The sequence below is a fragment of the Ilyobacter polytropus DSM 2926 genome, assembly GCF_000165505.1.
In the GTDB taxonomy this organism is placed as follows: domain Bacteria; phylum Fusobacteriota; class Fusobacteriia; order Fusobacteriales; family Fusobacteriaceae; genus Ilyobacter; species Ilyobacter polytropus.
Window position 1 is genome coordinate 1,579,828 of the sequence record NC_014632.1, and the last position, 13,681, is coordinate 1,593,508.

Below are 13,681 nucleotides of genomic sequence, written 5' to 3' on the forward strand. Positions count from 1 at the left end.
CAGATTTTTCACTATTATAACTAAAGTATAACCCCTGGTTCTTTTTTTGTAAAATCTTTAATCAAGTTTGTATATATCATAAAAAAAGAAGCCTTCTAGGGCCTCTTATTTATTTACTATTTTAGCCAAAACTCCGTTTATGAATTCGTGAGACTTTTCTTCACCGTACTTCTTGGCAAGTTCCACGATTTCATTTATGACTATTTCATAACCTACATCTTCTTTTAAAAGTTCGTATGTTGCAAATTTCAAAAGTGTCCTTTCCACATTTCCTATTCTGTCTAGTGTCCATCCAGTCATGTTTTCATCGATAGTTCTTTGGATTTCAGCTTTATTTTCTGTCACTCCATTGGCATATCTTTCCAAAAATTCCTGTCCTGCTTTGCTTAGTTTAAAATCATCTCTTGAAATAAAATCCTCAAGGACTTCAGTTGCATCAACCTCATTTAATTCAGCTTCAAACAGAAGTTTAAAAAATTCTTCTCTTGCTGTTTTTCTACTCATATTCCTACCTTTCTAGTCTTCTTTTAATCTTGTAATCAGTACCTTTTTTATTCTCTTTATTTTTTCCATATCTCCAAGATTATACCCTAGACATGTTATTGCCAATACGATAAGCATCTTCACAAATCCATATTGTATCAGAATAAGTCCAAAAAGAAAACCCCCTATAGCTCCTAAATATTTTTTTCTGTTTACCAAAAGTCCCTCTATAAATTCTGCAAGCACTACTCATCACCTCTTTCAGACCTAAAACCAGAAGCAGCTTTCCTTTTAACAAGCTTAGAAACCTTAACTTCTACGTTCTCCACCTCTACACCAAGATATTCAAAAACATAATCTTTAATCTGACTTTGCAGATCTAATATATTTTTAGATATTTCACTGTCTGTATAAGCATCTACCTTTACAGTAATAAATAGTTTTTTTCTTTTTATTTTATTCGAAGGTCTTATATTTTTTATGTCCGGGCTAGACCCCACTATTTCTTTCACCAGATTATTTACTGAAGATGATGATACAGTGAGCTTGCCATTTTCAGTCTGTATCTCATAATCTTTTGGTTTTTCAAAATTAGAAAGTAATTTTTCAATAGCTAAAAGAAGATAAATAGTAGATAGACCTATGAGGGCTCCCCTGAAAGCATAGCCATAAAAATCTACATTGTAAAAATATTCTGGTATAATTCCCAAATAGATTCCTCCAAGAGAAATTATAAATATACCTACCCATGCAAGGGCAAATATTAATTTTCTAACCATTCTCATCCCTCCAAAATTAAAAGATTAGAGGCGGAAACCGCCTCTATTCTAATCTAAAATTTCAATTTCTTCTTCTGCTTCTGCTTCTTTTATTTTAATATCTTGTACATATATACCAACTTCTACAACCTTTAGTCCAGTTAGCTCAGTTATGCTTTTTATAACTGCTTCCTGTACCTCGCCTGCCACTTCTGGTATAGAGTATCCATACTCTACAACTATAAACAACTCTATACTGCACTCTTTTTCTCCGACCTCTACCTTAACTCCATGAGTTGGTCTTTTTTTACCTAATATCTTATTTACTTCGTCCGCTACTCCTCCAGCTAGTTTAAATACTCCGTCTACATCCACAGCGGCCTTTGCAGATATTACTTTTACTACGTCATCAGCAATTTTTATATTTCCTAATTCGCTCATAAAACTACCCCCCCATAAATTATATCTCTAAAAAGTTCTTTAAAAAAATAAGTTGTTTTCCTTTATTTATTTTTTATTTTTATCAAAATACTCTTCTATGAAACTCGTATACACATCACCTTTTTGATAGGCGCTATTTTCGATAACCTGAAGATGGAAAGGTATAGTAGTATCCACTCCTTCTATTACATACTCTTCAAGGGCTCTTTTCATTCTTATAATAGCTTCTTCTCTGTCTGATCCGTGAACTATGAGCTTAGCAATCATAGAATCATAATAAGGACTTATCACATAACCCTGGTATGAATGAGAGTCGATTCTTACTCCTATTCCCCCTGCAGGGATATAGGTCTCGAGAGTTCCTGCTGAAGGCAGAAAATTATTCACAGTATCCTCTGCGTTTATTCTACATTCTATGGCATGTCCCTTTATAACTACATCATCTTGAGTAACAGTAAGTTTTCCACCAGCTGCAGCTATAATCTGCTCTTTGATGATATCCACTCCCGTTACCATCTCTGTTACAGTGTGTTCTACCTGTATTCTTGTATTCATCTCCATAAAGAAGAAATCATTTTTTTTGTCCACTAAGAATTCAAGGGTTCCTGCTGAATCATAATTTATTGCTTTAGCAAGTTTTACTGCGGCTTCACCCATTGCAACTCTCACATCCTGAGGCAGAATAGCAGAAGGTGCCTCCTCTATAAGCTTTTGGTGCCTTCTCTGTATAGAACAGTCTCTCTCTCCCAAGTGAACTACATTTCCATGCTTATCCCCTATGATCTGTATCTCGATATGTCTAGGATTCTCCACGAATTTTTCTATATATACATCTGGATTACCAAAGGCAGCTTCAGCCTCATTTTGTGCAGCTACCATATTTGTTGCAAGTTCATTGTCATTTCTAGCGATTCTCATTCCCTTTCCACCGCCTCCGGCAGTGGCTTTTATCATTACAGGATAGCCTATTCTTTCATTTACCTCTTTTTTTGCTTCTTCTATATTTTTAATAAGCCCGGTACCTTCAGTAAGAGGAACTCCGTTTTCAACTGCTGTCTTTCTCGCAGTTGCCTTGTCACCCATATTTATTATACACTCAGGGCTAGGACCTATGAATACTATGTTGTGCATCCCACATATTTTTGCAAACTGAGCATTTTCTGCCAAAAAACCGTATCCTGGATGTATCGCATCTGCACCTGTAACCTCAGCAGCAGATATTATATTAGGTATTTTAAGGTATGATTCTGTGCTTTTGGTAGGTCCTATACATACTGACTCATCTGCTATTCTTACATGAAGACTGTCTCTGTCGGCCTCTGAAAATACTGCAACTGTCTTTATTCCTAACTCTTTTGCAGCTCTTATAATTCTTACGGCTATTTCTCCTCTATTGGCAATCAAAATCTTATTGAACATTATTATCCTCCTAAATCAACTTTTTACTAGTCTAACTCTACTAAAACAAGATTCTTTCCGTAATCTGCTAGGCTTCCTTCTTCTAAAAGTATCTCTTTAACAGTACCTGCATAAGGAGTTGTCACCGGGCTATTTACACCAATTGTAGAGATAGAACCTATCTCCTGCCCCTCTTTTATCTTATCTCCGACTTTTATTATAGCTTTTCCACTTTTATTACGGTAAGAAAACTTACCTACATTATAAGATTTTACCTCTTTATACTGTTTTGTTTCTTTTACCTCATTTTCAGTCTCTGAGACTTCAACTTGCTGTGGTGCGACAGGTACAAGTTTAGGTCTTTTAAGCACTATCTTCAGATCCTCACTTTCAAAATTGATCTCAGTAAGGTTAGTATCATTTAATATCTGCATTAAATCTTCTACATTATTTATATCATCCTTCATAAAAAAGATCCTCCTATATGTCTGTTTTACATTTCATTTTATCACAAATAAAATACTGTTTCAAGAAATTATTACACACGTAATCTTAACTGCTTTATTATTTTATAACTATGTTTTCGATTCCTAAAAGTCCCACTACCTCACTTATAAAATACTTAGATGGAGTTACACGGTACTTATTCGCCAGCTCCACTGTTTTTTTCTCACCTTTTTCTCTAAGAGCCAGGTATATTCTGTGGTCTCCCTGGTGTCTGGATATTATCTTTTTTAAAGCAGGTAATTTTGGCTTGTCTTCCTCCTCTATGAGAATATATACTTTAAACTTTAGAATCTCTCCTATCTCGTCTAAGGGCCTAAGTTCTCTTATTATGATCTTTTTTTCCTCATGTCCTCCGAAGTGATCTGTCTGCACTACCCCTTCTACATAAAGAGGTGCTCCGTCTAAAAGATAGTGACCCATCTTTTGATAGTCTCGAGGAAAAACAACCGCTCCTATTCTACCATAATAATCTTCTAAATCAAAAACTCCCATTACCTGACCGCTTTTTTTTGTTATAACCTTCTTCAAGTTTCTAACCATTCCATAGGTTTTTATATGAACAGGCATATCACTGACTATATCTTTTATCTCAGTAAGCCTGTAGACTTTTAGCATCTGACGGTATTTATCTAAAGGGTGTCCCGTAAAATAAAACCCCAGAAATTCTTTTTCTCCAGTCAGAAGATTTTCCATTTTATACTCTTCCACAGATGGCATCTGGAATTTTTCAATAGTTGCTCTAGCTTCACCAAAGAGATTCATCTGTTGTATATCGTCTTCTTTCATAACCTTGGTGGCATAGTTTAAGGCCTTTTCCATACTTTCATATTTTTGCCTTCGGTTACCTGGAATTGAATCAAGAGCCCCTGAAAGTATAAGAGCTTCCAGTGCTTTTTTATTTACTCCCTCTTTTTTGCCTCTTGTTACAAAATTTTCAAAGGTTGTATAATCCCCGTTTCTTGCATGTTCAGCTTTTATTCTTTCTATAAGGGTTTCTCCTACATTTTTTATTGCAGACATTCCAAATCTTACCAGATCTCCGTCAACTATAAACCTAGTGCTTATTTTGTTTATATTCGGAAGTGCCACCCCTATACCGTGTTCCTTGGCATCTTCCACATAAACAGCCAGTTTTTCGATATTATTCCTTTCAGAAGTCATCAAGGCTGCATAATAGTGTTTTGGGTAACATCCTTTAAAATACGCTGTCCAATATGCCACAAGAGCATAGGCAGCCGAATGGGATTTGTTAAATCCATAGCCTGCAAATTTATCGATAAGGTTAAAAATCTCAGTGGCTTTTTCCTCTGAATAACCCTTTTTAACCGCTCTTTTTACAAATTTATTTCGGTTTTCTTCCATTATAGCCATGTTTTTCTTTCCCATGGCCCGTCGCAGCAAATCTGCTTCTCCTAATGTATAATCAGCCATTATATTGGCTATCTTCATTACCTGTTCCTGATAAAGTATTACACCATAAGTCTCTTTCAGTACATCTTCAAGGGATTGGTGTGGATATTTTATTGCCGCCCTTCCGTTTTTAACCTCTATAAAGTCATCTACCATCCCTGAACCTAAAGGCCCCGGTCTGTATAAAGCAAGTACGGCAATTATATCTTCAAACCTGTCCGGTTTCAGCTTCATTAGAAGTTTTCTTATTCCGTGGGACTCTAGCTGAAACACACCTAAGGTATCACCCTTCTGAAGAAGTCTGTACACCTCTAAACTATCTAGCGGTATTTTATTAAGATCTATCTCCTCATTGGTATCTTCCCTTATATAGTCTACAGTTCTCTGAAGTATAGTTAAATTTCTGAGACCTAAAAAATCCATTTTTAGCAGCCCTAGCTCCTCTAACTCCTTCATCTGATACTGAGTGGACACAACTTTTGTTTTTGTATCGCTGTATAAAGGCACATCATCTGTAAGGGGATCCTTTGTTATCACCACTCCGGCTGCGTGTATAGAGGCGTGTCTTACTGTATTTTCAAGCCTTTTAGAATATTCTATTAATTCTTGTGACTCACTGTCCGTCTCATATACCTCTCGTAGTTCTTCCACCTCTTTTAGAGCTCTGTCAAGACTAAAAAATGGAGGAATTAATTTGGCTATTTTATCCACCTTGAACAAGGGAACATTCATCACTCTTCCTACGTCTCTTATTGCAGCTCTAGCTTTCATGGTTCCAAAGGTTATTATCTGGGCAACTCTGTCTTTTCCATATTTTTCTCCCACATAGTCTATAACCTCTTGCCTTCTTTCCTGACATATATCTATATCTATATCTGGCATGGAGATTCTTTCAGGATTAAGAAATCTTTCGAAAATAAGATTATATTTCATAGGATCAAGCTCTGTTATTCCAAGGGAGTAGGCCACCATACTTCCAGCAGCAGAACCTCTTCCTGGACCCACAGGTATCCTGTTCTTTTTTGCATAATCAATAAAATCCCACACTACCACAAAATAGCCAGCATAATCCATCTTGTTTATGACATCTAGCTCATATTCTACTCTTTCTATGACATCTTTTTCCAGATCATTTTTATATCTTCTCTTTAATCCTTGATAAACCAATTTCCTTAAAAATTCCCTTATACTGTCTACACAGGTTGGTATCTTGTATTCTGGAAATTTGAATACTCCAAATTCTAACTCTAAATTGCACTTGTCAGCTATCTCCACTGTATTGTCAACAGCTCTGTCGTATTTTCCCAGCTCTTCTAGCATCTGCTCCCTGCTTTTGAGAAAAAGCTGGTCTGTTTCTATCTTCATCCGTTTTTCATCTGAAATTTTACTACCTGTCTGGACACATATGAGAATATCCTGGAGGGTGTGATCTCCGTAATATACATAGTGAGTGTCATTAGTAGCCACAACTTTTAAGTCATGTTTTTTAGCAAGGGTATAGAGGGCATCGTTTAACTTCTCCTGCTTCTTTATCCCGTTAGACTGAAGTTCTACATAAAAATCTTCCTTACCAAAAATTTCAACATATTCATTTACCGCCTTGTCTAAATCTTCTTCACTCTCTTCATCGAGTATTCTTTTAGAAAGTTCTCCCTGCATACAGGCAGAAAGTGCTATTATTCCTTTACTGTGCTGTGCAAGGATCTCCTTGTCTATACGGGGTCTATAATAAAAACCTTTAAGATAAGCCTCTGATGAAAGCTTCATAAGATTTTTATATCCAGTTTCGTTTTTGGCAAGCAGTACCAGGTGAAAGTTTCTTCCGCTTTTTTCCTCCATGGAGAATTCCGAAAGATAAGCCTCCATTCCTACTATGGGTTTTATCCCCTTTGAAAGCGCCTTTTTATAAAACTCCACAGCACCGAACATATTTCCATGGTCAGTAATAGCCATGGACCGCATACCAAGCTTCTTAGCCCTATCTAGGTATTCATCTATCTTACCCACTCCGTCGAGGAGGCTGTATTCAGTATGTAAATGTAGATGTACAAAGTTATTCTTCATATGCATCCTCTCCTATATTTTTCAGTTAGATTATACCTCATATATTTTTTTTTTGCACTACATAGTTGAGTCATAAAAAACAGCTGTAAAAACTAAAACAGCTAAAAATAAAGACCGCCTCATAATGGGCGGCCTAATTATGGATACTTTTAATACCCTATACTTCTACAAAATATCCGTAACTTTTTAATATTTCTAAAACTCTCTGTCTGTTTCCCTCTTTTAAAAGAATATGAAAATCCTCAGCCTTCAATATCATTTTTTTCAATTCTCCATCTCTTCCCAAAAGATTCACCAGTTCTTTGTCTTTTTCTATTTTCAGCACAACAATATTTTCTACCTGTTTTATTGATTTTGCCTTTTTCAGAAGACTTTCAAAAAATTCACTCCATATGCCAGGAATTTCATGGGATATTTTTTTACGGAATTCCTCTATTCTTCCCTTTAGTTCCCCTATATTTTCTATTCCCTTTAAAAAAGCTTCACTTGTAAATTTAAATTTGTTCGGTCCTATTTTGTTAGATACCTTTTCAAGAAACATAATTTTTACAGGGGCTTCCCCTATAACACTCATAATCAATCTGTCGTCATCCAACAAGATCTCCGCCTTTTCTTTGGCATCTCCAAAATCATAATCATCCACTCTTCCTAGGACAAATCTTCCTAGTTCTGTAAGTTTTACATACTTCAATCCGTCATACTTACTTAGATAACCATTTTTCATATAAAGGCCGTTACTAGCAGAAGGTAGATTATAATGAGCCTCTAAGACCCCTAGTGAAGATAGTATAAACAACACTGATTTTATAAAGGGAACTATCACATAGTTGTGATATCCTTCATAATTAACTATTTTAGTTCTTCCATAATTCGCTTCATTTATATAGACATAATCATAAACATCCTGAGGATCTATTATCTCTATAAATTCATCCCTGTAAGTAATGTATTTTATTATGTTTTCTACACTTACTATTCCGTCATCTGGGAGTTCTTCCATCACTTTTTTTATACTCTGAAGAGCCCTTTTTATATTTTCCTCTTTCTTCCAAATATTCCTTAGACCTTTCAAATAGTTAAGATAAAGACCTGTGTAATGATATCCCTCATCTTTAACACTTGTACCAGATAAAAAGTCTAGAATTATTTTTTTAAAGTTACTTATTTCAAAACTTTCACTTTCTAAGTATTTTTCTTTCAGCAGAAAGAAAAACAGCCCTATTGTTTCTGTCTTCAGATAATCTAGATCTTTACTGTCAGCATAAAATTCCTCTATATCGCAATACTTGTTCATGTTTCTTTTTGATTCTTTTAAAACCTTTCCGCTAGAGGAAAGATTCACATTTCCCTGTTTATAAAAACTATAGTAAAGAGAAAGCTTATAAGCCATCTCTCTCTCGCTGTTCTTTTTAAATGCAGCATCTATATTCTTTGCTCCGTGAATATAATAATCCTTAGGTTTAGGAAGAAATTTCCTTATCATTCTCAATATATCATTATTTATATATAGGTATCCGTTTTTTTTCCCGTCTTCTGCATAACGAAAAAAAAGATATTCATCTTTAAGTTCCTTAAAGATACTGTACCCTTCTTCACATACAGTGTAATCCTCTTTATTTTCAACTGGATATTTCCCGTTCCAGGCTATATATTCCAAAATATCTTTCACCTTATCATCTAAGGTAGAAACTACCATGGTAAAGGTTTCTTCCTTTGTAAAGGCCTGTTCCATAAGGTCCAAAAAAGTCTGCTTATTGGAATTTTCAGATATCAGAGATATTTCAAATAATCCCAGGCTACTTCCTATATAGCCTTCTGCAATCCAGTCTATAAAATACCTGTTATAAAGTTTAAAAAGTGTTTCCTGAGAATAAAACTCGTTTAATGCATGCATAAATTTTTCTTTGCTTATAGCCATAGTTTATCTCCCATCACAGAATTTCAAACTGTTTAAAGTTTTTATTCAAAATATAACAAAATAACATAATTTTACCCTACTCACTCAAGATATATTCAATATCTTTTTCAGTAAGAGATTTTACTGAGGCACTGTCGCTAGATATTAATTTTTCAAAAAGACGACTTTTCTCTTCCTGTAGTTTTAGTATTTTTTCCTCTATAGTCCCTTTAGTTATAAGTTTATACGAGAATACCGTTCTGTCCTGTCCCATTCTGTGAGATCTGTCTACAGCCTGGTCTTCCGCTGTCTTGTTCCACCAAGGGTCATATATAAATATAGTGTCTGCAGCGGTCAGGTTAAGGCCGACTCCTCCTGTTTTCAAAGTCATTACAAAAACCTTGCACTTTTTATCATTCTGAAATTTTTCCACAAGAGACTGTCTGTCTTTTGTAGCTCCAGTCATATAAAGATGTTTTATATTATGCTTATCAAGATCCTCACATATATTTTCTATAGATCTTATAAAATTAGTGAATATAAGTATTTTATGCCCGTTATCCACAGCTTCTCTTATATTTTCTATTAGTATCTCCCTTTTGGTAGATGAAACTAATCCCTCTGTCTTCATTTCCGGGCAGCTTGCAAGCTGTCTCAGTTCATTTAAAGCCTGCAGAATAAATATTTGACTCTTACCTATACCGTGCTCTTTTATCTGATTATGTATCAGATCATAATAGAAAAGTCTTCTTTCGTCATAGATTTTCTTTTGTTCGTCATTCATTTCTACAAAGTGTACCTTTTCTATTTTATCAGGAAGATCCTTTAAAACCTCTTTTTTAGTTCTTCTCAATATAAATGGATATATTTTTTTCCTCAATTCCTCTACGACTTCCATATCGTTGTCCCTTTGTATAGGGTTTGCATAAAAAGAATTAAACTCGTCTATACTCCCAAACATAGTGGGATTCAAGAATCTAAAGAGTGAATAAAGTTCTCCGAGGTTATTCTCTACTGGAGTACCAGAAAGAGCAACCCTGTTTTGGGAATTTAAAAGCATAACTGCCTTGGTAGTCTGGGAATTTATATTTTTTATATTCTGAGACTCATCTAGGATTACAAGCTCAAATTCCATTTCTTTCAGTGTTTTTATATCATTTCTTACTGTACCGTAAGTTGTGAGTACTATCTGAGACTCTTTGATCTCATTTACATCTCTGTTATTACCATAGTAAATTTTTACATTTAGATTAGGATTAAACTTTTTTATCTCGTTTTCCCAGTTATAGATAAGACTTTTAGGCATAGCCACAAGACTAGGTTTTCTAGGTGTTTCATATATTCTAGAAAGTAAGGCTATTGCCTGGAGTGTTTTCCCAAGACCCATATCATCAGCAAGACATCCTCCTATTTTATTGTCTATAAGATAGCTAAGCCATCTGTATCCATAATCCTGATACTCTCTGAGTACAGCTTTTATAGGTGGCACAGACACAGGATAATCTTTTAAGCTGTTGAAGCCCATAAAGAGTTCCTTGCTTTTTTTCATCTCTCCTGAAAAAAGTTTATCCTCTATAAGCTCTTCCACTAGAGGCAGATCAAAAAAAGAAACCTTGGCCTTTTCATCCTTTCTTTTAAAAATCCTCTCTAATTTTTCAATATATTTTTTATTTATAAGGGCGTTGGTTCCATCACTCAGCACTATATAGGAATCTTTTTTATAGGCCTTCAAGACATCAAATATTGTAAACTTTTCACCCTCTATCTCTAATTCTACATCTCCTTCAAGGAAATCTATAGAGTGCTGAAGGTTTGCCACCAGCTTTGGTTTTACGGTTCTTATCCTGTATTTTTTTAATTTGTCAGTACCTACTATCTTGTACTTCCCCACCATCTGAAGAAGTTCTTTGGTGACAAATTCCTTAGCAAGTTTTTCCTGCATTATTATAAGGTTTCCATCTAGGTAATAGCCCTCTCGTAACTTCAATTTTCTTTGATGCTTTGTGAGAACCTTCACTACTTCCTCTATAGCTTCCCCAATATTCCGAAGCTCTATATCACAAAAAAATATTTTTTTCTCCATATGATTTACAATTGCAGCATTATTTATATTATATTCACTCAAAAAATCATAATTCATTGTAGATACAGTCATACCAACCTTCAGGTATAGACTGTTGTCCCTAGAAATCTTTTCAATTATTATCTGTGGCTGGAGTTTTTTCTCTTCCCCTATTTCCACCGTATAATCCTTAAAATCTATATCTATATTATCAAAATAAGACATGGTAACTGTAAGAAAATTTTCAAGATCACTCTTAGGAAATTGTGAATTGATCTCTGACGCACTTATAAAACTTTCTCCTATATCAGCTATACTATAAATCTTTTTATTATAAATAACTGTCTTTTCATTTATAAATTTAAAATCTTTGTACCTTCCTTTTAAAAGTAAAAAAGAATTAAGTTTTTTACTTTCCTCTTCGGGAGTTTCTATTTTGAGAGTCAGGTTACTCTCTTCATGGCTCCACTCTATATTCTCTAAATTTTCATCTACGAAATACTTGCTCTTTTTTAGGAGTTCTATTAGGTGCGGATGTTCGCTGAGATATATCCTATCTCCACAACTGTCCCAGGATATTAAAAAGAGACTGTTTTCTCTTATATGATCTATACTTTTCAGAATTTCTCTTGTATTTCTGTCATATTGCAGGGATTCTACTTCACACAGTATTTTACCCGTCTCATCCACTGTATCCAAATAAGCTCCTTTTTCATCAAAGGAAAGTTTAAAATATACTTTTTCTACTCTTATACCAGTTTTTTTTCTTTCTATATTTCCTTTTAACTTCTCAAACATAAAACTTCCTTTCTATGATTTTAGCTAGACTATATTATATCAAAAAATACATTTTTTTACAAACTTCAAAAGCTTCAGATAAAATAAAAATGAGCTGCCTAAGAGATCCTAGACTGCTCATTGTCTTTTTATAAATCTATAACTCTACTTTAGCCAAAAGCTCTGACATTACTTCTCCTATTCCGTTAGAGTCATTGTCTTTTGTTACTATGTCAGCTACTGCTTTAAGTTCCTCATAAGAGTTACCCATAGCTACTCCTAGACCGACTGTTTTTATCATTTCAAGGTCGTTTAGTCCGTCTCCAAAGGCTATTACTTCTTCTAAGCTTATTCCTTCTGATTTCATTAGTTTTTTCAGAGTTTCACCTTTGTTTACACCTTTTTTCATAATTTCTAGAAAAAAAGGTTTCGATGCTGTCACATGAACCAGTCCATCTAAATCAACTAATATTTCATTTCTCAGTTGATCAAGTTTTTCCTTCTCCGCTATAAATAAAACCTTTGTAGAAAAATACTCTTCTAAATTTTCAAAATCAGCCTCTTCAGGACTTAACCCTGATATTTCTTCATAAACTTCACTTTCCTTGTTAAAAGGAGACTCAACAAGCCATTTTTCATTTTGATAAAGATTAAGATGTATCCCGGTTCTTCTAGAAACATCTATAAAATATTTTACCAAATCATCCTCCATTGGGTATTCAAGAATGGAGTCTCCCAAACAAGATACAACTTTAGCCCCGTTATAAGCTATAACAGGAGTATCTAAACCTAATATATCATAATAAGGTTTTAGAGAAAGATACGTCCTTCCAGTTGCTATATAAACCTTTCCCCCTATACACCTAAACTTTTTAAGTTCCTCTGCTGTTTTTTCATCTATTTCAAGTTTGGAATTAAGAAGCGTCCCGTCCATATCTAATACTACAGCTTTGTATTTCATAATTATGCCTCCTGACTTTATTCCTCTTCCATATAATAACCCATCTCTTTAAGGAAAGGTTTTTTCTTTCTCCATTTTTCCTTTACTTTTACCCAGAGATTGAGGTATATTTTTTTCCCTAGAAGCTCTTCGATATCTTTTCTCGCTTCTGTTCCCACCTCTTTTAGCATCTCTCCTCTGTTCCCTATTATTATTCCTTTTTGAGAATTTCTCTCTACATATATGTTTATGTCAAATTTATCTTTTCCGTTTGGTCTTCTCTCTACATTTATTATTTCTATTGCTATAGAATGAGGTATTTCATCTCTTGTCCTAGTTAATATTTTTTCCCGTACAATCTCACATATAACCTTATAAGTAGGCATGTCAGTATACATATCTTCAGGATAGTACATTACTCCTTCTTCTAGAAAAGGGTCTATGGCCTCTATTACCCTGTACATTCCTATTGAATATTCTGCAGAAAGTTCTACAATTCTGTCAAATGTTCCTAACTTTTCCTCGATTTCAGCTTTTTTAACTTTTATCTCTTCATCGCTCATCTTATCAATTTTATTAACAATCAGTATTCTAGGAGTTTTATCAGCTTCTAAAATTCTGTCCATCACATATTTATCCCCTGTGCTTATCTCCTGACTTCCGTCTAGGACAAACATTATAACCTCTACCTCTTTTAGCGACCTTACAGCCACATTGGTCATATGCTCACCTAAAAGATGTTTAGGTTTATGTATTCCCGGTGTATCAATAAATATATACTGATTCCCACCATGGTTTAATATCCCTTTTATAGAATCTCTTGTTGTTCCCGCTTTGTCAGATACTATGGCTACTTTTTCATTTACAAGTTTATTTGTCAATGTTGATTTCCCAACATTAGGTCTTCCTACTACTGCTATAAATCCTGATTTCATATGTCATCC

General features: G+C 34.5%; 11 protein-coding genes. All 11 read right to left on the minus strand.

The annotated features are described in order from the left end of the window. Positions 1-105: 105 nt before the first annotated feature. A complete protein-coding gene (gene nusB / locus ILYOP_RS07375) occupies positions 106-504 on the minus strand; it encodes a transcription antitermination factor NusB (protein WP_013387913.1) in 399 nt (132 codons plus the stop codon). A gap of 12 nt (positions 505-516) precedes the next feature. Then, entirely contained in the window at positions 517-729 is a 213-nt protein-coding gene (locus tag ILYOP_RS07380) for a DUF2273 domain-containing protein (RefSeq protein ID WP_013387914.1), read from the minus strand. Next, positions 729-1,262 carry an alkaline shock response membrane anchor protein AmaP gene (amaP, locus tag ILYOP_RS07385; protein ID WP_013387915.1) on the minus strand — a complete coding sequence of 178 codons (534 nt, stop codon included), beginning with the start codon at positions 1,260-1,262 and terminating at the stop codon, positions 729-731. Before amaP ends, ILYOP_RS07380 begins: the two co-directional genes overlap by 1 nt. A 48-nt stretch (positions 1,263-1,310) precedes the next feature. Continuing rightward, entirely contained in the window at positions 1,311-1,682 is a 372-nt protein-coding gene (locus ILYOP_RS07390; RefSeq protein ID WP_013387916.1) for an Asp23/Gls24 family envelope stress response protein, read from the minus strand. Positions 1,683-1,748: 66 nt separating this feature from the next. Continuing rightward, positions 1,749-3,101, minus strand: coding sequence for an acetyl-CoA carboxylase biotin carboxylase subunit (gene accC, locus ILYOP_RS07395; RefSeq protein ID WP_013387917.1), 1,353 nt, complete (start codon positions 3,099-3,101; stop codon positions 1,749-1,751). A gap of 26 nt (positions 3,102-3,127) precedes the next feature. Beyond that, on the minus strand, positions 3,128-3,547 hold the full coding sequence (locus tag ILYOP_RS07400; protein WP_013387918.1) for an acetyl-CoA carboxylase biotin carboxyl carrier protein: 420 nt from the start codon (positions 3,545-3,547) through the stop codon (positions 3,128-3,130). A gap of 97 nt (positions 3,548-3,644) precedes the next feature. Continuing rightward, positions 3,645-7,061: a DNA polymerase III subunit alpha gene (locus ILYOP_RS07405; RefSeq protein WP_013387919.1), complete on the minus strand. Its 3,417-nt coding sequence runs from the start codon at positions 7,059-7,061 to the stop codon at positions 3,645-3,647. A 157-nt stretch (positions 7,062-7,218) separates the two neighbouring features. Beyond that, complete coding sequence (locus tag ILYOP_RS07410; protein WP_013387920.1) at positions 7,219-8,979, minus strand: hypothetical protein; 1,761 nt, start codon at positions 8,977-8,979, stop codon at positions 7,219-7,221. 76 nt (positions 8,980-9,055) lie between these two features. After that, positions 9,056-11,818, minus strand: coding sequence for a DEAD/DEAH box helicase (locus tag ILYOP_RS07415; RefSeq protein WP_013387921.1), 2,763 nt, complete (start codon positions 11,816-11,818; stop codon positions 9,056-9,058). Positions 11,819-11,954: 136 nt separating this feature from the next. Next, complete coding sequence (locus ILYOP_RS07420) at positions 11,955-12,758, minus strand: Cof-type HAD-IIB family hydrolase (protein ID WP_013387922.1); 804 nt, start codon at positions 12,756-12,758, stop codon at positions 11,955-11,957. Positions 12,759-12,775: 17 nt separating this feature from the next. Next, positions 12,776-13,672: a GTPase Era gene (era, locus tag ILYOP_RS07425; RefSeq protein ID WP_013387923.1), complete on the minus strand. Its 897-nt coding sequence runs from the start codon at positions 13,670-13,672 to the stop codon at positions 12,776-12,778. Positions 13,673-13,681: the final 9 nt, after the last annotated feature.